The organism is Pseudomonas sp. D3 (assembly GCF_029320995.1).
GTDB classification, from domain to species: Bacteria; Pseudomonadota; Gammaproteobacteria; order Pseudomonadales; family Pseudomonadaceae; genus Aquipseudomonas; species Aquipseudomonas paraveronii.
Genome location: NZ_CP119772.1, coordinates 2,324,245 through 2,343,991 on the forward strand (window position 1 = coordinate 2,324,245; position 19,747 = coordinate 2,343,991).

Genomic DNA, 19,747 nt, shown 5'->3' on the forward strand with positions numbered 1-19,747 from the left:
GGCTCGGCAATCTCAAGATCAGGTCATCGCCGTTTATTGGATCTAGAAGAAATCAGCAATCACCAAGATTTTTTCCGTGGCGAAAAGTGACTCATATATCGCTTCATGTGGAACTTCACGCGCTAACCAAGCGCTTGCGTTGTAGACCCGCGCCTTGTTGAAAAACACTAGGTGCGTCTCGTCTCCACGCTCAAACAGTTTGAATTGTTGCTCCTCCATGTCGGCGCAAAGCTCGTCGAATAGCGTGGGGTCTCTTTTTGACAGCGCGACGACGATATCGGCCCTGTCCAGGCCGGCTTCGCTGGCCGCCCACAAGACGATACGCGTTGCCACCTCCATTTTTTCGCTCGGGGTGCCAGCGTTCAACGCGTGTTGGACATCGGGGTAGCTGGAGGCCAGGCGCGAAGCAATGGTCTTTTCTCTCGTGGCGCTCATGACTGACTCCCGATGACTTTTCTCGATGACTTCACGTGCGTTCATCTACCCCGGCGATCTGTTTCCCTTTAGAAAGGGTCCGGTTGACCGGCTGGCTTTCCGTCGACGGCCTGGCCGGCAAGAACGCGTGCGGCGATATAACCGAAGGTCATGCCGGGACCGAGTGTGATGCCGCCGCTGGGGTAATGGCCGTTCATGATGCTGTTCATATCATTGCCCACAGCGAACAGCCCCGGAATCGGCGTGCCGTGTTCGTCGAGTGCGCGGGCATAGGCGTCGGTGTTCAGGCCGGCGAAGGTGCCGAGGCTGCCGGGCACCAGCTTTACTGCATAAAACGGGCCTTTGTGCAGGCTGCCGAGGGACGGGTTCGGTCCGTGTAGAGCGTCGCCCTGTGCTCTGTTGTACAGCGATTCACCGCGCTGCAAGAGCGGGTCGTGACCTTGTTCCGCCCCCAGATTGAAGGCGCTGACGGTCACTTCCAACTGTTGCGCATCGATGCCGCATTTGTGTGCCAGTTCGATCAACGTCGGCGCCTTGAACAGGTAGCCCGCGCGCACGTACTTTGTCGTCGGAAACGGAAAGGGTTTGGACCAGCCCAGGCCATAGCGACGTTGGGCGCGGTGATCGCAGATCAGCCAGGACATCGGCGTTTCTGCGGGCCCCGTGGCGTTAAACAGTGCGCACATGTAGTCGTGATAGGAGTCCGCTTCGTTGACGAAGCGTCGGCCATCCTGGCGCACGGCAATGAAGCCGGGTTTGGCGCGTTCCATCAGGTGCGGAAAACCGCTGAAACCCCCGTCTTCGCGCGGCACCCGGGACACTGGCGCCCACGCGGCCGCATGGGCGAGGTCGGACGCCACGCAGGCCCCGACGCGTTCGCCCAGTCGCAGGCCATCGCCGGTATTGCCCTTGGGCGCTGCGCTCAAATGTTCGGTGCCGTTGGGAGCATGCTTGAACATATCGGCGATGCGCTGCTGGTCGTGGGGGAACCCACCGCAAGCGAGCACCACGCCACGTCGAGCGCGGATCTCGATCAGGCGCCCGGCAGATTCGACGCGAGCCCCGAGCACGCGCTCGCCGTCACGCAGCAGTTCGCGCACGGGCGTGTCAGTCAGCAGGCGCACCTTGCGATCCAGCGCGCTTTTGAGCAGCCGGGCAACCAGCGCGTTGCCGTTCACCAAGTGCAGGCCGCGGCCATGAAACAGCAGGTCGCGGGCGTGGCGTAACAGGCGCTTGCCGGCGTAGAGCAATGAGGACGGCGACTGGCGGGCGTTGAGAAAATGATTGAGGTCGGCACCGCCGGCGATGCCCATTCCTGCCAGGCTGATCACGTCGAGCGGGCGTCGGAGTTTATTGATCCAAGGGCCGAGGCGACGACCGTCGAACGGTTGCGCACAGACCGAGCGGCCACCGTTTGCGTGGCCTTCGCTGGCGTGAAAATCAGGCATTTTGCTGCCGGAGAAAAACTGCACCTCGGTATGGCGTTGAAAAAAATCGACCATCTGCGGGCCTTGTGCGAGGAACATCTCCACGCGCGGGTCGAGCACTTTGCTGCGCAGTTCATGGCGCAGGTAAATCCGCGACTGTTCCAGGTCTTCAACGATACCGTCGGCGACGGCCAATGGGTTGCGCGGAATCCACAGCCAACCGCCCGACCAGGCGCTGGTGCCGCCTAGCTGCGGCTCCTTTTCCACCACGATGACGTCGAGGTTCAGGTGCGCAGCGGTCACCGCCGTTGCCAGGCCGGAAGCGCCGGAGCCGACGACCAGAACATCACACAGTAGGGGGGCGCTGATGGACATAGGCATTACCGCGAGAAGAAATGAGGTTGGCCGCTCCCGATCAGAAGCGGCGCAACGCTGCGATGGGGTTATTTGAGCGGCGAAAAATCGGTTGGGCGCAGCAGTCGTGATTCCAGCGTCACCACGGCATCCAGCTCCTTGTTCTGCCGTGCGAAGTCCTGCCAGCGTGGATCGGCCGCCATGGCGTTGCGGCGGGTCATGCGCTCGTCAAGGCTGGCGTAGCCCCAGATGTGCACCACTTGATTGACTTCACCGATTTCGGTGGTGAAAAAACCGACTAGATTGCCCAAGTGCTCTTGCTGCACGGCTAAGGCGGCGCTTTTGTACAGAGCCAGCCAGTCGCCGAGCTTGGTGGGTTTAATCGTGTAGGTGCGCAGTTCGTAATACATGCTGTTCTCCAGTGTGGGATGGGTGTGCGCGGCTGTGGTCGAGCCGGTGAGCGATGTCGCTGGCGGCGAGGTAACCGAACGTGATGCCTGGGCCGAGGGTGATACCGGGGCCGGGGTAAGTGCCGTCCATGATTGAATTCATTTCGTTGCCCGCCGCGTAGAGGCCGGGGATTGGTGCGCCGCTGCGATCCAGCACGTTGGCCTGGCCGTTGGTGACCAGCCCGCGTGCCGAACCGAGGTCGCCGGTAAATAAACACACGGCGTAGAAGGGCGCCTTGCGCAGGGATTTCAGGCAGGGATTGGGCTGATGCAGCGGGTCACCCATGTAGCGGTTGTAGGCCGTACTGCCCTTGCCGAATTGGCGGTCGACGCCTTGATCGGCATCCGCGTTGTACTGCACCACGGTCTGCTCCAGCGTGTTCGCCTCCAGGCCGGCGATGAGCGCCAATTCGCCGAGGCTGTCGGCACGCAGCAGATAACCGGCGTCGATCAGTGCGCGGTTGTCGACGGGGCGCGGACGCGCCAGGCCCATGCCGTAGTTGTTCATCGCTTCGCTGTCACAGATCAGCCAGCAGGGCGCATTGGCGCCGCCATTGGCGAACATGGCTTCGACGAAACAGTGATAGGAGTTGGATTCATTAACGAAGCGCCGCCCGGCACGGTTGACCGCAATAACGCCGGGTTTGGCGCGGTCGGTGACCAGATGCGGAAAGCGCTCCACGCTGCCGTCGCTCTTGTGCAGCACCGAAACCGGGGCCCAGAAGAAATTCGCCGCCAGGTTGTCGCCGATTGCCGCGTTGACCGAGGCCGCCAGGCGTTGCCCGTCACCGACGTTGGCCGGCGGCGACATGCTCCAGTGCTCCGAATCAGTCGATGGCCGCTGTTCGGCGGCGTGTGCGCTTGCGGCAAACCCCCCCATGGCCAGCACCACACCGCCACGCGCGAACACGGAATGAGTTGTTCCGCGCCTGGAAATCTGCACGCCCTTGACCGAACCCTGTTCAACGATCAAGGCCTCGGGGGTTGCTTGCAGCCACAGGTCGACACCCTTGGCCAGCGCAGTGGTGGCCAGGCGTGCGATCAAGGCATTGCCCACGGTCAGGCGGGTGCCGCGTGGATGGTTGAGGCGGTCGATGGCGTAACGTCCTATCAGTTTAAGGCAGTGCCAGAGGGATTTTGGCGAACGCTTGAAGCTGAGGAAGTGCTGGATATCGACACGATTGACCATCATGCCGCCGAAAAGAAGCATGCCGTCCGGGGGGCGTTTGAGGTCTTTGAAATGCTCTCCGAGGTGGCGACCGTCGTACTCGTCGATTTCCAGCGCGCGACCTGTTTGCGTGCCACCCGGCAAGTCCGGGTAGTAGTCGGGCGACAACGGTCGCAGGCTGTACTTGAGTTCGCTGTGGGTTTCCAGGTAGCGCAGGGCTTCGCGGCCGTGTTCGATGAAGGCATCGATCAATGGCGGGTTGTAGCCGCTGCCGATCACCTCTTTCAGATAACGGCGCATCTGTTCAGCGGGCAGGCAATGCCCGGCAGCCCGGGCCTGGTCGGTATCGTGCAGCCACACTGCACCACCGGAAATCGCCGACGTACCACCGAAGGCCTCGGTCTTTTCCACCAACAACACCTTGAGGCCGCGGCAACTGGCAGTCACCGCCGCGGCGAATCCGGCCGCGCCGCTGCCCAGGACAATCACGTCATAGGTCAACTCGGCATGGGCAGAGGGCAGGGAAGTCTTCGTGTTCATTATTGTTATCGCCTGTTAGGGAGGCCCCGGAGAGTCAGATCTCCAGCGGCGTCACGCCCATGAAGTGACCGAGGTTGCCCAACTGCGCCAACGCCATTTCCGGCCCGGTCTGGATCGGGCAGCCGAGGCGTCGGGCCATGGCGAGAAACGGGGTCACCGCCGGTGATGTCACGACATCTGCCACCAGGGTTTTGGCGTTCAGGGTTTCCATCAGCGCAGTCGGCAACGGCATCGGGCCGTTGTCATTGGTTGCACTCATGCCGACGGGCGAGGCGTTGACGACCAGGTCGAAGTGCTCGAGCGACGCCGGGCTGGCGCTGATCACAATCTGCGGGAAGGCACTGCGTAGAAGGTCGCCGAGCACCTCGACGCGCGCATGGTTGATGTCGCTGATGACCAAATGGCTGACCCCGGCCTGGCACAACGAATACGCAATCGCGCTGCCGACGCCGCCGGTACCGATCACCAGAACCTGTTTGTCCTTGGGGTTGAAACCGTGCTTGCGCGCAGCGTTGAGAAAGCCTTCGCCGTCGACGATATCGCCCACCAGTCGACCGTCGGTCTCGCGGCGGATCACATTGACCGAGCACAGCGCCGCCGAGCGTTCACTGACGCCGTCCAGGCGGCTGGCCAGCAGTTGCTTGTAAGGAACGGTGACCACGCATCCGCGCAGGTTTTGCCAGCCGCGCAGGGTCTGGACGAAATCATCCAGGGCGCTCTGTGCAAGGTCGATGGCGAGCATGGCGACGTTCTGCTGGTGGTCGGCGAACCAGCGATTGAAGTTTTCCGGCGATTTCACCTGGGCTACAGGTGAGCCGACGATGGCGACCAGTTCAGTCGAACCCTGAATCATGGGAGGTACTCGCTTATTAGCTGTGTTGTGCCGCTGATACTGCAAGCGGTGAAGGCAGCGAACAATCGAGCTTGTGAGGGATTAGGTTGATAATCGCAGTGTCAGTGCGATAATCGCAGTCTATGCACGATAAAGAATCCGAGTGATGAAAAAACCCACCATCCACCCGCGCGATTTGATCGTCGGCCTGCAAAAAGGCCTGGCGCTGTTGCAGTTGTTTTCCCAGGAGCATCCGCGCCTGAGCGTGCCGCAAGTGGCGCGCATGGCCGATATGACCCAAAGCGCCGCGCGGCGTTTTTTGCTGACCTTGGTGCATGACGACTTTGCGCAGACCGATGGCCGCCATTACTGGCTGACCGCGAAGGCCTTGCGTATTGGCCAGGCTTATGTCGATTCCGCGCTACTGCCGCGCATGCTGCGGCCCATCGTCGAGCAGGTGGCGCGAACCACCCAGGAGCATGTGTCGGTGGGTGTTCGCGACGGTGATGACATTGTGCATGTGGTGCGCAGTCGCTATAGCCACATCACCTCGATGTCGATTCGTCCCGGTTCACGGGTGCCGATGTATTGCACCGGCAGCGGACGGCTGTGGTTGGCGAGTTTTTCGCAGGAGGCGCTGTGCGCTTACTTCCAACGCAACCCGCCTCGAGCCATCACGCCTTATACGCTCACCGACGAAGCACTGATCCGCCGCGAAATCGCCCTGGCGGGCGAGCGTGGTTACGTGATGGTGGATCAGGAATATGAAGTGGGCATGCGGGTGCTGAGCGTGCCGCTGCTGGATCGGGAAGGGCAATTGCAGGCAACGCTGACGCTGACGACTCACGCGTCGCGCATGACGGTTGAGGACATGCGCGAGCGGTATCTGTCGCCGCTGTACGAAGGGCAGGCGCTGCTGCGGCCGATCATGACACTTTGAATGTCAGAACAGGCTTCAGTTGAACGGCGTTACGCGACGTCCTGGGCGTTCGAACTCGCATCGGTTGAATGCTGCGCAGCGGCCGCATGAAGCCCGGCGATATAGCCGAACGTCATGGCTGGCCCGAGGTTGATCCCTCCGGAAGGGTAGTAACCGCCCATGACGCTCGCCATGTCGGTGCCGACTGCGTAAAGACCGGTGATAGCGGCTCCACTGCGGTCCACTACCTGGGCATGGCCATTGGTCTTGAGGCCCGCGAATGTGCCGAAGCTGCCAGGGCGGACCTTCACGGCATAAAAAGGGCCGTGTTCGATCGGGGCCACGCAGGGGTTGCCTTCGGTAATAAGGGGATCGCCTTGTTTGCGGTTGTAAGGCGTGGAGCCACGACCGAACGCTGGGTCCTGACCGTTGCGGGCGTGCTCGTTGAAGTTGCGTACCGTTTCAGACAACCCAGCAGGATCGATACCGCAGGCTTCGGCCAGCGCATGGATGGATGCGGCGCGGTGTAAATACCCACTGCGTACCGACGGCCCCACAGGTAGCGGGAACGGCCGCGAATGACCCAGCCCGAAGCGGCGCTGGAAGCGGTGATCGCAGATCAGCCAGGACGCCACTTCTTCACCTTCAGGCGCCGCGGTCATCATGGCAGCGGTGTAATCGTAGTAGCCGTCGGCTTCGTTGACGAAGCGCTTGCCAGTGGACAGCACGCCAATCAGGCCGGGTTTGGCGCGGTCGATGATGTGGGGGAAATGCCCCGTGCTGCCGTCCGCGTGCGGGAGCAACGAAACCGGAGCCCATGCGGCGGGTGATGCAACGTCTACCTCCAGCACGCCGCCGGCAGATTCGCCCAGCGAAATGCCATCGCCCGAACAATCGACAGGGGGCAAGGCCAGGTGGTCGTTGTCTGTCGGCGTGCGCGGGAAAAGCGCCTTGCGCCGACGCATGTCGTTGGGGAAACCACCGGCTGCCAACACGACGCCTCGGGTGGCATAGATGTGCGTCGTGCCGTCTGGCGTGTCGACGATAGCCCCCAAGACCTTGCCTTGATCCAGGATCAATTGGCGAGCGGGGGCGGACTCGATCAGCGTCACACCGAGATCGACCGCCGATTTGGCCAGGCGTGCGACCAACGCCTGGCCGTTGACCAAGTGCATGGCCCGACCGTGGAGGGCCAGATCTCGCAGGTGGCGTAGAAAACGCTTGCTGACATGGATAAAGGATTTGAGCGATTGGGTCATGCTCAAAAAGGCCGCCAGATCGGGGCCGGCCATGATCGGCATACCGAGGAAAGACGTCTCTCTCATGGGTTTGCGCATGCGCCGGATTAACCGCCCCATGTGTCTTGCATCGTAGGGCGCAGCGATCACCTGGTGGCCTTGAACGGCGGCGCCGGGAACATGCCCATGAATGTCGGGGATGCCGTTGCCATCGACCCATTTTAACGCGGTGTTTTCTTCAAAGAACGCCACCATCCGTGGCGCATTGTCCAGAAAAGCATCGACCCGTTCGGCGTTGTAGCGTGAACCCAGTTCATTCTTCAAATAGGTGCGCGGTTGCTGTGGATCTTCATCAATACCCGCGCGCTTGGCCAATGGGTTGCCGGGAACCCACAGCCATCCACCCGACCATGCCGTCGCGCCGCCGAATGTTGCATGCTTTTCCACCACGATGACCTTAAGGCCCTGGGACGCGGCGGTCACGGCGGCGGCAAGGCCGGAAGCGCCGGAGCCGATCACTAACAGATCACAATCGAGACGTCTTGACCTGGCGTTGTTCTGGGTGTTCACACTGAGTCACCTTGACTGATATTCATTGCGGTGAGCCCTGGACTCATCAGGGCGGGAGACCCCGGAATCAACTGCTGGATTTCTGCTACAGCAGCGATGAGTGACGGGGCGATTTGATGCAGCCGCGCTTCGGAAAGCCGGAAAACCGGGCCCGCAACACTGACCACCCCAATCACCTTGCGGCTGATTGGGTGAAACAGGGGGACAGCGATGGCTGACATCCAGTCGGCAAATGTCTGAATGGCCATCGCATAGCCGAGGGTCCGTGCCGATTCGATTCTTGGCAGCAATGCCTCAACGGTTTGCGGGGCGGAGGGACCATAGTCTTGGGCCAGACCGAAGCCCTGTCGGCCGACCAGTGCCAACGCCCGCTCGTTATCCAGGGTTGCCATCCAGGCATAGCCGCTCGCGGAGCATGAGAGCTTGGCCGCCATGCCCATGTCCGGGTCATAACGCAGCCCGGAACGTGCGCCTTGCGCACGCGCAACCCAGGTCAGCCGATCCTCGTCCACCACGGACAACCGCACCAGCTCACCGACTTCTGCCGCCAGACGATTGAGCACCGGCTGCACCGCATCAACCGTCCCGTCCGCGCTCAGGTGGGTGAAGGCGAGGACCTGCAACTTGGAGGTCAGCACATACGTGCCACGTTCCTGCTCCTGGCGTGCATAGCCGGTTTCACACAAGGTGTTCAGCAGGCGATGGGTTGCGCTACGAGGGATACGCAGCTGTTCCGCAATCGCGGTCAGCGGAATCCCTTCACCGCTGTTGGCCAGCATTTCCAGAATGGCCAGACCACGGTCAAAGCGCCCTACGTAACTGCTTTCGGTGTGACTCGCTGCACTTGGCATAACCTGGCTCCTCAGTGGTTTTGTGACGCCCGTCGTTTCGCTGGAATTGGCTTTCGATAATTCTGGAAAACTATTCCAGTTACGCCAGCAGTGTCAATTCGCCCGGTTACGCCGACAGGGCGCAAGTCCCGGATTACGGGGGCTTCGGGGGGGAGTCTTATTCAGTGTTCGGTTTTTAAGGAAGAATGATCAATCGGAAAATCAGGCTTTTGTGCGGTTATCGAACACAAACCAACCGCGCAAATTGCTTTCCTTTCTGCGTGTTTTTTCCACTTGATTTAAAACTGGAACTCAGTTCTAACTAAAAAAACACAGCGGCTCAGGTCGTCACTTTTCGTGACCGAAGCACGTCGCTTTTTTTGGAATTCGAGAACGAGAGTCGACCATGAGCGAACAGATATTTTCCCTGGCTGCCCTGACCGTGCTGGAGCTGTCGCCTCCGGACATGGTCGAGGTCGCTGCCCGCGCCGGATATAGCCATGTCGGCTTGCGGCTGGAACCGGCAACGCCGCAAGAACATCACTTCCCCTTGATGGCAGATGCCGAGTTGCGGCATCGAACGCGCCAGCGTCTGCGGGACACCGGGATCAAGGTGCTGGACATTGAGATCCTGCGATTGAAGCCGGAAACCCGCGTGCAGGATTTCCTTGGCCTTCTGGAAGTCGGTGCCGAGTTTGGCGCGACGGAATTGTTGATCGCCGGCAACGACCCGGACGAAGCCCGCCTGGGCGACAACTTCGCGGCGCTGTGCGACATGGCGGCGCCGCTCGGCATCCATCCGCACCTGGAGTTCATGCCTTGGACAGACGCACGCGATCTTTCGCAGGCATGGCGCATCGTCGAGAGCGCTGCACGTCGCAACGGTGGGGTGCTGATTGACGCGTTCCACTTCGATCGGTCTGGCTCATCGCTCACGGAACTGGCCGCCGTCACGGCCAAGGCGCCGCATCGTTTCCGCTACGCACAGCTGTGCGACGTGGCGGGACCGCGCCCCGACGATATGGATGAAATCCTGCGTCAGGCGCGCAATGAACGACGTTTCCCGGGTGACGGCGACTGTGACCTGGATGGCCTGTTGAGCGCGCTGCCCGCCGGTATCCCGCTGAGCCTGGAGACCCCCTCTCGGCAGTTGTTGGAGCAAGGCGTTAGCGCGTTCGACCGGGCGAAGAGGGCGCTCGACAAGGCTCATCACGTATTGCAACGGCGCTGATCGGCAGCGTCGCCCGGACATCGGGCGTACACTTTCGCGGCACGGCACACCTCGAAGGCAGCAAAATACGTTGAATATCGATACCCGAATCAAATTCCGTCATCTGGTGTGCTTTCTCGAAGTGGCGCGCCAGGGCAGCCTGGCGCGCGCCTCGGAAAAACTGGCGATCAGCCAACCGGCGCTGTCCAAGACCCTCAAAGAACTCGAAACCCTGCTGACCGCCACTTTATTCGTGCGCAGTAAAAGTGGCGCGGCGTTGACTGAGGCCGGGGTGGCTTTCCTGCGTTATGCCGGGCCGAGCGTACAAGCGCTGCGTGAAGGGGTGAATAGCCTGCGTTCCGGCGAGCATGAGCCCTTCACCGCGCGGCTCGGCGTGCTGTCCACCGTGGAAAGTTTGCTGGTGCCCGAAGTCGTCTGTCGTTTGCATGCCCGACATCCCGCGTTGGTCGTGAGCGTGGTGACCGGGCCAAGCGCGTACCTGTTGTCGCAATTGCGTGTGGGGGAGCTGGACCTGGTGGTCGGACGCATGACGGATAGCCCGCAGATCCTTGGGCTGATGTTCGAGCATCTGTACAGCGAGTCCATGACCCTGGTGGTGCGTAACGGCCATCCGCTATTGGCTGACCCACACGCGCATGAACACATCGAAAATTATCCGCTGGTGTTGCCGCTGGCGGGGACGACGATTCGCAAATTCGCCGACAGCCTGTTTGTGCAGCACAGCATCAGCCCACCGCGCCAGCGTCTGGAAACCCTGTCGTTGATCTTGAGTCGGCGTTATGTGCAGTGCAGTCAGGCGATCTGGGTCGCGCCTTTTGACGCGGTCAGGCAGGACCTGAGTCGAGGTGACCTGGTTGAGTTGCAGTTGGGTATTCGCGAACCCGGTGGTTCTGTGGGGCTGTGCAGCAATCCTGCGTTGACGATGTCCATGGCGGCTCAATGGTGCGTGGAGGTGTTGCGCGAGGTAGGCGAGGAATATCGCGAGGGTTGCTATCCATAACCATTTGGATATGGATAGGCTCGGTTTTTTCAGTTTTGGATGGCGTCTTATCAAGGGAGACTGGGTCGTTGATTGCTGTTTAGGCAGCGTTAACCGCTGATTTTTATCCATAACAAAAAAGGAAACCGACATGTCTGATGCGGACAACAGCCGTTTCGTCATTCGTGACCGTAATTGGCACCCCAAAGCCCTGACGCCTGACTACAAAACCTCAATCCTGCGTTCCCCGCGTCAGGCGTTGGTGAGCATCCCTCTCTCCCAGTCGGAAACCAGCGGCCCGGACTTTTCCCACCTGAAGATGGGTCAGCACGATAACGATCTGCTGCTGAACTTCAATCAAGGGGGTTTGCCCATCGGCGAGCGCATCATCGTCGCCGGTCGGGTCTGTGACCAGTACGGCAAGCCGATTCCCCATACCCTGGTGGAAATGTGGCAAGCCAATGCCGGTGGTCGTTATCGGCACAAGAAAGACAGCTATCTGGCCCCCATCGACCCTAACTTCGGTGGCGTCGGCCGTGCCTTGACCGACCGCGAGGGCAACTACAGTTTTCGCACGGTCAAGCCTGGCCCGTATCCGTGGCGCAATGGTCCCAACGACTGGCGCCCGGCGCATATTCACTTCTCAATCAGCGGCCCGTCGATTGCCACGCGATTGATCACCCAGCTGTATTTCGAAGGTGACCCGCTCATCTCGATGTGCCCGATCGTCAAGTCGATCGCCAATCCGGATGCGGTGCAGAGCCTGATCGCAAAGCTTGATATGAGCATGGCCAATCCCATGGATTGCCTGGCTTATCGCTTTGATATCGTTCTGCGCGGTCAGCGCAAGACCCACTTCGAAAACCGTTGAGGAGGCACGCCCATGCCCGTTGAACTTCTGCCTGAAACCCCGTCGCAAACCGCCGGTCCTTACGTGCATATCGGCCTGGCGCTGGAGGCGGCGGGCAACCCGCCGCGCGAGCAGGAAATCTGGAACGAAATGGCCAAACCCGGTGCGCCGGGTGAGCACATCCTGTTGCTGGGCCATGTCTATGACGGCAACGGTCACCTGATCCGCGATGCGTTCCTGGAATGCTGGCAGGCTGACCACGAAGGCGTTTACGACAGCGACTACAACCTGGAAAAGCCCTTCAACAGTTTTGGCCGCACGGCGACCACGGAGACTGGCGAGTGGCAGATCCATACCGTCAAGCCGGGCACCCTGAAGAACGCTGCGGGTGTAGGGATGGCGCCGCACGTCAATGTTTCGCTGTTCGCGCGGGGTATCAATATTCACTTGCAGACCCGTGTGTACTTCGACGACGAAGCCCAGGCCAATGCGGTCGATCCGGTGCTGAATCTGATCGAGCAGCCGCAACGTCGGGAGACGCTGGTCGCCAAGCGTTGCACGGTTGATGGCAAGTTGGCTTATCGTTTTGATATCCGGATACAAGGCGAAGGAGAAACGGTGTTCTTCGACTTCTGACGGATCACTCCAAAAAGCCCGCTCATTGAGCGGGCTTTTTGCTGTCTGGGCTTTGGAAAACCCGGTGCGGGGTGGCCTGATAACGGGTCATCAGGTCCACCAGCCCACGCCGCCGCCAAGCGTCAGGTAAGCGTAATAGCGCCGCGTTTGGCCCAGAAGAACCCCGTTTTTACCGGGGCGCGCCGCTCATTGGAAAATATTCTAAATAAATTGCATTTAAATCAACACATTGCGGATTTTTCGTATATGATGCGGCCCACACCGAAAGTGAAGGGTGATTAGCTCAGCTGGGAGAGCATCTGCCTTACAAGCAGAGGGTCGGCGGTTCGATCCCGTCATCACCCACCATTCGCTTTATGTGTTACGCGCAGCGGTAGTTCAGTCGGTTAGAATACCGGCCTGTCACGCCGGGGGTCGCGGGTTCGAGTCCCGTCCGCTGCGCCATATTCGGTTACCTGGAACGCTGAACGCCAGGTCACCACAGGAAGCCCGCTCATTGAGCGGGCTTTTTTGTGCCTGGGATTCAGCTCGGCGATCCCATCGTTTATTGGCGGGACAAGCACTTGCGTATTTCCCTGGGCGCCTATCGCCGACGCGCGCCTCAAGTCGGCTAGTCAGCGCAGAGAGGCCGCTCAGTCGTCGTAAAACCAGGCACTACGATCACGCTACTCATACACCGACACCCGATTGCGCCCGGCCTTCTTCGACGCAAACAGCGCATGGTCCGCCCAGGCGATCAGGTCGGCATAGTTGATCGAGGGCTGGCTCAGGTCGGCCACCCCCAGGCTGATGGTGAAACGGATGCTCTGGCCGTTGTGCAGCACTTCCAGCCCTTCGACTGCCTTACGCAGACGCTCGGCGAACACCCATCCATTGGTTTTATCGGTGTCCGATAGCACCACGGCGAACTCTTCACCGCCATAACGCCCAGCCATATCGGTTTCGCGCGCATGTTCATGGATCAGCCTGGCGATTTCTTCGATGACCTTGTCGCCCGCCAGGTGACCATAGGTGTCGTTGATCCGCTTGAAATTGTCGATATCCAGCATCACCAGGCTGGTGGCATTGCCATAACGCTGGTGCCGCGCATAGGCGCCTTTCAGGCTTTCTTCCCAGTAACCGCGGTTGTACAAGCCCGTCAGCCGATCGGTCCTGGAGAGTTGCTGCAATTGCGCATTGGCGGCCTGGAGTTGATGCCGGTTGGTGGCGACGTCAGTGACGTCATAGATCACCAGGCAAATATGCTTGATTTTGCCGTCGGTGGAGCGCAGCGGTAACAACGTGGTGTTCTGGTACATGAACTCTTCCTGGCCGGTGATCGGCTGGTAGTTCTTGAACCGCACCAGATACGGGCGCTGCTCCCAGATAGTGAACGCGGGTGTGCCCAGGGTCGCGACGCTTTCCACCTTGCGGCTGAACCATTGCGGGTCGATTTCGGGAAACAGACTCAAGAAATTCTGATTTTGGGCGTCCTTGGGCTGCAACCCGGAGCGGTTCTCCATGAAGGTGTTCCAGACCTGCACGCAATAGTTGCGGTCGAGCACCACAACACCGACGTCGATGTTCTGGACGATTGCCAGCAACCAGTGAAACTCGTTCAGATCGAGAGAATCGTTCATGGCTTAGTTCGTCAAGTAGGCGAGTTTGTGGGTCAATCGTTCGATTGAGTCTTCTGTGAACAGCAACAACAGGTCGAAACGAATATCGTGCCCTTCCAGGCTGTAGCTGATTTCCACGGCCAGGGTCTTTTTCCAGCGCTTGCGGTTGACCTGGATCAGCTCATCGATGCTTGCGTGCTGGCCGAGGATCTGCGGGTGACCTTGAGAAAACACCACATCGATCTGTTCGGCAATGCTGCTCAGGCAGGCACCGATCAGAACGCTGGAGAGGTCTAGCAGCATTTCCATGTCCGAATAGTCGCTGCTGTGGCGCTTCATCAATTGCGCTATGTCGGTGATTTCCGAGTCGTGAAACATCAGCAGGGCTTCGCCAGCGATGCCACTGCCGATAAAACCCTGGCAAATGGCTGTGAGTTCGTTGCAACTGCTGGCATCGGTCAGCGCCATGTGCAACTCGCCGACTTCGAGTATGTTCACGTTCGGTACTGGCAACTGCACAAAGACGCCCAACACCTTGGCTATCAGGGCGGCCGCCCGGCCGATGGCAACGTTGATCGTTTCGCGGAACACATCGTGAAAACTGATGGCCGTGTTCGCTATCCGACGATTCCCCGGCGACGCGTTGCCGGGTTCTGTCAGGAGCCCCAACTGACTGAGTGTCTGGCGCAGCTCGCTTTCGTCGAAAGGCTTTTTCAGGAACGCCAGCGCGCCCAGCTCAAGCACGCGGCGCACCGCTTCTTCCTGAATGTCGCCGGAGATCACGATGACTTGCGCCTTCAATCCTTCCGCGCGTAAGGCGCTCAATACCTGATAACCATCCATTTCCGGCATGGTCAGGTCGAGCAGCACCACCTGCCCCAAACCCCTGCGTATGGCATCCATGGCCTCGCGCCCATTCCCCGCCTCTGTGACCGAAACCGGCCAGTCCGCCGGTAGAGCCCGTAATACCTGCTTACGGGCCATGATGGAGTCGTCACATACTAGTAGGGGAATCACTGACAAAAGATTGGCACTCATCGGCGTTGAATATCAGGCAAAGCACTGCGGCCCATCATGCCCCATAAGCATGCCAATACCACCTTATTAAACAGGGCTTTATTGAGCGCGACAGCCGAGCCAGTCACTATCGGCCCGCCAACCCCGGCGCCTCACGAATGATGAAGTGATCCAAGTTTTCACTAGGGGCGCTGAACACCCCGAACGTCTGCTTGCATGTCCAGATGCTTCGATTACACCGGGTCATCGTGCGCACGGTTGAGTTTGATAATGTGAGGTTCCGATAGACGCTCGGGCATTGCATCAAGACGCTGCGGTGCGCACATTTTCAGTTGAGGAGTAGGCGTACATCAACGGCCTGCACGGGTTAGAAGAGTTCGTCCAGCAAGCAGTAGAACGCAATGCGCTGTTCATCGGGCTTGACGCCGTACTGGTCAAAGAAAGGCGCCACCCACTCAGGCCCGCAATTACGCGCGATGCTTCGCGCGGCCAGCGCAAGGTCCTGGTAGCGGTCACTGACACCCAGGCGACCACAATCGATAAAACCACTGAAACGATTCCCTTCAGCCATGAAGTTCGGCAGGCACGCATCGCCGTGGGTCACGACCAAGTCATGGGTGCTGGGCCGCGTCGACAGCAACTCGGCGAACACGTCGGCGGCCGTCCGGCCCAGGCGCTCATCGTCGAAGTCAGTCTCATCCACCTCGCCGGCTCGGACACGCTGGCTCGCGACCGCTATGCGTTGTTCCAGTGAGTGGTCGAAGGGGCATCGTGTAACGGGTATCTGGTGCAGGGTACGCAGTGCATTCGCCACGATGGCAATGACTTCAAGCGCAGACAAGTGGCCGTCGCTGGCCAGATCGTGTCCCGGGACGGCGCTCATCAGCAGCCAGCGCCGATGGTTTTCGCTCAGCACATCGAGCACGGTTGGCCCGGGCACGTAGCATTGCTGGAGCCAGCGCAGCCGCTCGATCTCGCCCGCCAGTTCCTCCAAAGGCCCGATGGGCTCTGATTTCAGGAACAAATCCCCGAGCTCACCACCGCGCAGGCGAAAGACATTGGCGCCGGACTCGCCAATGGTTTGGGGTTCGATGAGCGCGAAGGGGAATTGCTCACGCCACTTTCTTGGAATATTCATGCTGGCATTTTTCCATTTTCCTCGGATCGCTGCCAACTCAAGACGCAATGGCGGCGATGTTCCTGGACTTCGCCGCCGCACGCCTGTTCACCACCCCACCAGCCGGTAGCCCACCTGCAACTCGGTAATGAAGTACTGCGGCTGCGCCGGGTCCTCCTCCAGCTTTTGCCGCAAATGCGCCATATGCACGCGAAGGTAGTGGGCGCGGTCGACGTAATCCAGGCCCCACACTTCCAGCAGCAGTTGCCGGTGAGTCAGTACTCGGCTCTGACCGCGAATCATCGCGCAGAGCAGGCGGTATTCAATGGGCGTCAGGTGTACCGGCTGGCCCGAGCGCGACACTTCATGGGTGGCCAGGTCGACCTCGATCTCGCCAAACGTCACCTTGCTGGTCGCCACCACGGTGCCGGTCTGCCCATGCCGGCGCAGTTGGGCGCGGATGCGTGCCAGTAGCTCGGGCACGCCGAACGGCTTGGTCAGGTAGTCATCGGCACCCGCGTCCAGGGCGGCGACTTTTTCTTCTTCGCGGTCACGCGCCGACAGCACCAGGATCGGCACCGCGAGCCAGCCGCGCAGCTCGCTGATGAGTTGTTTGCCATCGCCATCCGGCAAGCCGAGGTCGACGATCACCAGGTCCGGCTGACGGCTGGCGGCATGGATCAGCGCACGTTTGACGCTGTCGGCCTCGAACACCTGAAAACCTTCATCTTGCAGGGCAATGCCGACAAAGCGGCGGATGTTGGCCTCGTCTTCAACAATCAGAATGCGTGCAGTGCTCATAGGAATTCCATGGATGGCGGGGTGCCCGCCGGTAGCGTGATGATGAAATGCATGCCGCACACGCGGCCGGGGTTGGCGTCGATGCGTCCGCCGTGGGCCTCGACGATGCGTTTGGCCAGCGCCAGGCCCAGGCCGATGCCGGCGACGGACGATTCCTGCTGGCCGCGCGTGAAGGGTTCGAACAGATTGGCCGGGGCGCTACCTGGGCCGGTGTCGCTGACCTCCAGCACAATGCTCTCGCCGACCTGGCTGGCGGCCACGCTGATGAGCGTGCCCGGCGGGGTGTACTTGGCGGCGTTGTCCAGCAGGTTGACCAGCACCCGCTCGATCAGCAGCGCGTCGACTTCCACCAGCGGCAAGTGCGCGTCGAGTGTGGTGTTTACGCGGTGCTGCGCCAATGGCTCGCGCAATTGGCGCAGTGCGCTGCCGACGATTTCTTCCAGCGAGTGCCATTGGCGGTTCAGGCGCACGCCGCGCTCTTGCATGCGTGCCATGTCCAGCAGGTTTTCGATCAGGCGCTGCATGGACGTGGCTTGTTCGTGAATGCCGTGCAGCAGTTCGGTCAGTGGCCCCGGCGGGGCGTGGGGCAGGGCGGTGTCGGCGGCGCCGATCAGCGTGGTCAGCGGTGTGCGCAGGTCGTGGGAAATTGCCGCGAGCAGGGTGTTGCGCATTTTTTCGCCTTCCATCTGCACCAACGTGCTTTGCGCCACTTCAACGAAATGCACGCGCTCCAGCGCAATCGCCAACTGGCTCATGCAGGCTTCCAGCAGGCGGCGTTCCTGCGGATCGTTCAAGCGTTCGCTCTGGGCCAGTTCCAGCACCAGCACACCGCGCACGCGCATCGGCGCTTTGAGCGGCAAATAGCAGCCCTTGGCCGCCGACAGGGTGTCGGTGCCGTGGCCGGCGGGGTGGCCGTGGTCGTAGGTCCATTGGGCGATGCTGTCGTCGATCGGCAACCCGCCCGCGCTGACGCTGTGTACGCCATCGGCGGCGTCCGGCAAGGCCAGGCCGACCCGTGCTTCGAAGACGCCGCTGAAGGTGCGTAGCGCGACTTCGCTGATGTGCTCCACGGTCAGCGCGGCCGACAGGTCGCGGGCCAAGCGCGCCAGGGAGGTTGCGCGGCGTTCGCGCGCGGCGGCGGTGCGCGCTTCGTGGCGCAGGCGCGCGGTGAGTTGGCCGGTGATCAGGGCGATGCCGAGCATCAACGCAAAGGTGAAAAAATACTGGGTGTCGTTGACGGTGAATGAATAGCGCGGCTGTACGAAAAAGAAGTCAAAACACAGCACCGCGAGCATCGCGGCCCACACGCCGGGGCCGCGTCCATAGCGCAGCGCAACCAGCACGACCGTGAGCAAAAACAGCATGACCACGTTGGCCAGGTCGAACACCTGCAACAGCAGGGCGGCGACGGCGCTGGCGGCGAAACAGGCGAGGCTGGCCCAGACGTAGGCCAGTCGAGTGCCGGGCCGTGCCGTGGGTTTTTCGAGCGCGGCGGGCTTGCCCGGCAGCAGGCCGTGGGCGATCACGATCTGATCGATTTGCGGATGGTGGCGGCTGATCCGGTCGCTGACCGACTGATGCCAGAACTGCCACCTGCGGCGCGGATGATGGCCGAGTACCAGGCGATTGGCGTTGTGCTCGCGGGCGCAGGCAACCAGGGCTTCGGCGACGTCCATGCCCGGCAGTGTGGCCGTGTCGGCGCCGAATTCGCTGGCCAGGGCCAGGGTTTTCATTGCGTTCAGGTAGCGCTTGGCGCCGCGCCCTTGGGCCGAAGCGACGTGGACGACAATCCAGTCCGCTTCCAGTTTTTGCGCCAGGCGCGCCGCTTCACGCACCAGGCGTTCATCGCCGGCGTCACCGGCCACGCCGACCAGCAGCCGTTCGCGGGCCGGCCACAGGGTCTTGATCGATTGTTCGCGGCGGTACACGCGCATCTGCGCGTCGACCCGGTCGGCGGTGCGCCGCAGTGTCAGCTCGCGCAGCGCCAGCAGGTTGCCCTTGCGGAAAAAATTTTGCGACGCACGCGCGGCTGCCGGGCCCAGGTACACCTTGCCGTCCTTGAGGCGTTGCAGCAGATCGTCCGGCGGCAGGTCGATCACCACCACTTCGTGGGCGTTGTCGAACACATGGTCGGGCACGGTTTCCCGCACGCGGATGCCGATGATCCCACTGACCAGGTCATTCAGGCTTTCCAGGTGTTGGACGTTGAGGGTGGTCCAGACATCGATGCCGGCGCTGAGCAGTTCTTCCACGTCTTGCCAGCGTTTGGGGTGGCGCGAGCCGGGCACGTTGCTGTGGGCCAGTTCGTCCACCAGCACCACGGCGGGGTGGCGGCGCAGGGCGGCGTCGAGGTCGAATTCACTGAGTGCGAACTCGCGATGCTGCAGCGCGGCGCGGGGCAGTTGTTCCAGGCCATGCAGCAGCTCGGCGGTTTCTGTGCGGCCGTGGCTTTCCACCACCCCGGCCAGCAGGTCGCGGCCCAGGGCGACTTCGCGTTGCGCTGCAGCGAGCATGGCGCAGGTCTTGCCCACCCCGGCGTTGGAGCCGAAGTAGATACGCAATTTGCCGCGCAAGGCGGCCTGTTCTTCCTGTTGTACCCGGGCCAGCAGGGCGTCGGGGTCGGGGCGTTCGTCGTTTAAGGCGGGCATGTCATTCCTCTGGTTGTCTGTAGGAGCGAGCTTGCTCGCGAAAAACCTGAGGGTGCCGCTGGGTGTCAGGTTTCCCGCGTTAGCGTTAACGCCCTTCGCGAGCAAGCT

General features: G+C 61.1%; 17 protein-coding genes and 2 tRNA genes. 7 read left to right on the forward strand and 12 right to left on the reverse strand.

The genetic code is table 11. The features are described from left to right. Positions 1 to 42: 42 nt before the first annotated feature. The 5 genes from P3S72_RS10735 to P3S72_RS10755 all read right to left on the reverse strand — a co-directional run bounded on the left by P3S72_RS10735 (position 43) and on the right by P3S72_RS10755 (position 5,226). Positions 43 to 435 (reverse strand): hypothetical protein, encoded by a 393-nt coding sequence (locus P3S72_RS10735; RefSeq protein ID WP_276197305.1) that lies wholly within the window; start codon positions 433 to 435, stop codon positions 43 to 45. Positions 436 to 503: 68 nt separating this feature from the next. Next, positions 504 to 2,237, reverse strand: a complete 1,734-nt coding sequence (locus tag P3S72_RS10740; RefSeq protein WP_276197306.1) for an FAD-dependent oxidoreductase — start codon at positions 2,235 to 2,237, stop codon at positions 504 to 506. 68 nt (positions 2,238 to 2,305) lie between these two features. Next, positions 2,306 to 2,626: an NIPSNAP family protein gene (locus tag P3S72_RS10745; RefSeq protein WP_079443204.1), complete on the reverse strand. Its 321-nt coding sequence runs from the start codon at positions 2,624 to 2,626 to the stop codon at positions 2,306 to 2,308. Further along, a complete protein-coding gene (locus P3S72_RS10750) occupies positions 2,595 to 4,373 on the reverse strand; it encodes an FAD-dependent oxidoreductase (RefSeq protein WP_276197307.1) in 1,779 nt (592 codons plus the stop codon). The genes P3S72_RS10745 and P3S72_RS10750 overlap by 32 nt, the downstream gene beginning before the upstream one ends. Positions 4,374 to 4,407: 34 nt before the next feature. After that, entirely contained in the window at positions 4,408 to 5,226 is an 819-nt protein-coding gene (locus P3S72_RS10755) for a shikimate dehydrogenase (RefSeq protein WP_276197308.1), read from the reverse strand. Between the two features lie 145 nt (positions 5,227 to 5,371). Here P3S72_RS10755 and P3S72_RS10760 point away from each other — a divergent pair, with 145 nt between their 5' ends. Beyond that, positions 5,372 to 6,145, forward strand: a complete 774-nt coding sequence (locus P3S72_RS10760; RefSeq protein WP_247401664.1) for an IclR family transcriptional regulator C-terminal domain-containing protein — start codon at positions 5,372 to 5,374, stop codon at positions 6,143 to 6,145. 29 nt (positions 6,146 to 6,174) lie between these two features. Here P3S72_RS10760 and P3S72_RS10765 read toward each other — a convergent pair whose 3' ends face one another. Both P3S72_RS10765 and P3S72_RS10770 read right to left on the reverse strand, forming a co-directional pair. Next, positions 6,175 to 7,932, reverse strand: a complete 1,758-nt coding sequence (locus P3S72_RS10765; protein ID WP_276197309.1) for an FAD-dependent oxidoreductase — start codon at positions 7,930 to 7,932, stop codon at positions 6,175 to 6,177. Then, positions 7,929 to 8,783, reverse strand: a complete 855-nt coding sequence (locus P3S72_RS10770) for an IclR family transcriptional regulator (protein WP_276197310.1) — start codon at positions 8,781 to 8,783, stop codon at positions 7,929 to 7,931. Before P3S72_RS10770 ends, P3S72_RS10765 begins: the two co-directional genes overlap by 4 nt. A gap of 385 nt (positions 8,784 to 9,168) precedes the next feature. Between P3S72_RS10770 and P3S72_RS10775 the strand changes: the two genes are divergently transcribed. From P3S72_RS10775 to P3S72_RS10800, 6 genes are all read left to right on the forward strand, one after another. Further along, a complete protein-coding gene (locus tag P3S72_RS10775; protein WP_276197311.1) occupies positions 9,169 to 9,993 on the forward strand; it encodes a sugar phosphate isomerase/epimerase in 825 nt (274 codons plus the stop codon). A gap of 70 nt (positions 9,994 to 10,063) precedes the next feature. Further along, the gene (gene pcaQ, locus P3S72_RS10780) at positions 10,064 to 10,993 is read left to right on the forward strand and encodes a pca operon transcription factor PcaQ (RefSeq protein WP_276197312.1); all 930 of its coding nucleotides are present in this window, start codon (positions 10,064 to 10,066) and stop codon (positions 10,991 to 10,993) included. Positions 10,994 to 11,123: 130 nt separating this feature from the next. After that, positions 11,124 to 11,843 (forward strand): protocatechuate 3,4-dioxygenase subunit beta, encoded by a 720-nt coding sequence (pcaH, locus tag P3S72_RS10785; protein WP_276197313.1) that lies wholly within the window; start codon positions 11,124 to 11,126, stop codon positions 11,841 to 11,843. Between the two features lie 12 nt (positions 11,844 to 11,855). Continuing rightward, entirely contained in the window at positions 11,856 to 12,458 is a 603-nt protein-coding gene (gene pcaG / locus P3S72_RS10790; protein WP_276197314.1) for a protocatechuate 3,4-dioxygenase subunit alpha, read from the forward strand. 272 nt (positions 12,459 to 12,730) lie between these two features. Then, positions 12,731 to 12,806: transfer RNA gene (locus tag P3S72_RS10795), tRNA-Val, on the forward strand. 19 nt (positions 12,807 to 12,825) lie between these two features. After that, positions 12,826 to 12,902 (forward strand) — tRNA-Asp (locus P3S72_RS10800). A gap of 221 nt (positions 12,903 to 13,123) precedes the next feature. Here the strand turns inward: P3S72_RS10800 and P3S72_RS10805 are convergent. From P3S72_RS10805 to P3S72_RS10825, 5 genes are all read right to left on the reverse strand, one after another. Beyond that, positions 13,124 to 14,077 carry a diguanylate cyclase gene (locus P3S72_RS10805; protein WP_276197315.1) on the reverse strand — a complete coding sequence of 318 codons (954 nt, stop codon included), beginning with the start codon at positions 14,075 to 14,077 and terminating at the stop codon, positions 13,124 to 13,126. 3 nt (positions 14,078 to 14,080) lie between these two features. Beyond that, a complete protein-coding gene (locus P3S72_RS10810; RefSeq protein ID WP_276197316.1) occupies positions 14,081 to 15,094 on the reverse strand; it encodes a response regulator in 1,014 nt (337 codons plus the stop codon). A gap of 346 nt (positions 15,095 to 15,440) precedes the next feature. After that, positions 15,441 to 16,211: an APH(3')-II family aminoglycoside O-phosphotransferase gene (locus P3S72_RS10815; protein ID WP_276197317.1), complete on the reverse strand. Its 771-nt coding sequence runs from the start codon at positions 16,209 to 16,211 to the stop codon at positions 15,441 to 15,443. A gap of 87 nt (positions 16,212 to 16,298) precedes the next feature. Beyond that, entirely contained in the window at positions 16,299 to 16,991 is a 693-nt protein-coding gene (locus tag P3S72_RS10820) for a response regulator (RefSeq protein ID WP_276197318.1), read from the reverse strand. Beyond that, complete coding sequence (locus tag P3S72_RS10825) at positions 16,988 to 19,639, reverse strand: sensor histidine kinase KdpD (protein WP_276197319.1); 2,652 nt, start codon at positions 19,637 to 19,639, stop codon at positions 16,988 to 16,990. The genes P3S72_RS10820 and P3S72_RS10825 overlap by 4 nt, the downstream gene beginning before the upstream one ends. Between the last annotated feature and the right edge of the window lie 108 nt (positions 19,640 to 19,747).

Coding starts and splice junctions, on each gene's coding strand:
- P3S72_RS10815 (WP_276197317.1), bottom strand. CDS start 16,211: ATGAATATTCCAAGAAAGTGGCGTGAGCAATTCCCCTTCGCGCTCATC.
- P3S72_RS10735 (WP_276197305.1), bottom strand. CDS start 435: ATGAGCGCCACGAGAGAAAAGACCATTGCTTCGCGCCTGGCCTCCAGC.
- pcaG (WP_276197314.1), top strand. CDS start 11,856: ATGCCCGTTGAACTTCTGCCTGAAACCCCGTCGCAAACCGCCGGTCCT.
- P3S72_RS10755 (WP_276197308.1), bottom strand. CDS start 5,226: ATGATTCAGGGTTCGACTGAACTGGTCGCCATCGTCGGCTCACCTGTA.
- pcaH (WP_276197313.1), top strand. CDS start 11,124: ATGTCTGATGCGGACAACAGCCGTTTCGTCATTCGTGACCGTAATTGG.
- P3S72_RS10760 (WP_247401664.1), top strand. CDS start 5,372: ATGAAAAAACCCACCATCCACCCGCGCGATTTGATCGTCGGCCTGCAA.
- P3S72_RS10820 (WP_276197318.1), bottom strand. CDS start 16,991: ATGAGCACTGCACGCATTCTGATTGTTGAAGACGAGGCCAACATCCGC.
- P3S72_RS10810 (WP_276197316.1), bottom strand. CDS start 15,094: ATGAGTGCCAATCTTTTGTCAGTGATTCCCCTACTAGTATGTGACGAC.
- P3S72_RS10740 (WP_276197306.1), bottom strand. CDS start 2,237: ATGTCCATCAGCGCCCCCCTACTGTGTGATGTTCTGGTCGTCGGCTCC.
- P3S72_RS10770 (WP_276197310.1), bottom strand. CDS start 8,783: ATGCCAAGTGCAGCGAGTCACACCGAAAGCAGTTACGTAGGGCGCTTT.
- P3S72_RS10775 (WP_276197311.1), top strand. CDS start 9,169: ATGAGCGAACAGATATTTTCCCTGGCTGCCCTGACCGTGCTGGAGCTG.
- P3S72_RS10750 (WP_276197307.1), bottom strand. CDS start 4,373: ATGAACACGAAGACTTCCCTGCCCTCTGCCCATGCCGAGTTGACCTAT.
- P3S72_RS10805 (WP_276197315.1), bottom strand. CDS start 14,077: ATGAACGATTCTCTCGATCTGAACGAGTTTCACTGGTTGCTGGCAATC.
- P3S72_RS10825 (WP_276197319.1), bottom strand. CDS start 19,639: ATGCCCGCCTTAAACGACGAACGCCCCGACCCCGACGCCCTGCTGGCC.
- P3S72_RS10745 (WP_079443204.1), bottom strand. CDS start 2,626: ATGTATTACGAACTGCGCACCTACACGATTAAACCCACCAAGCTCGGC.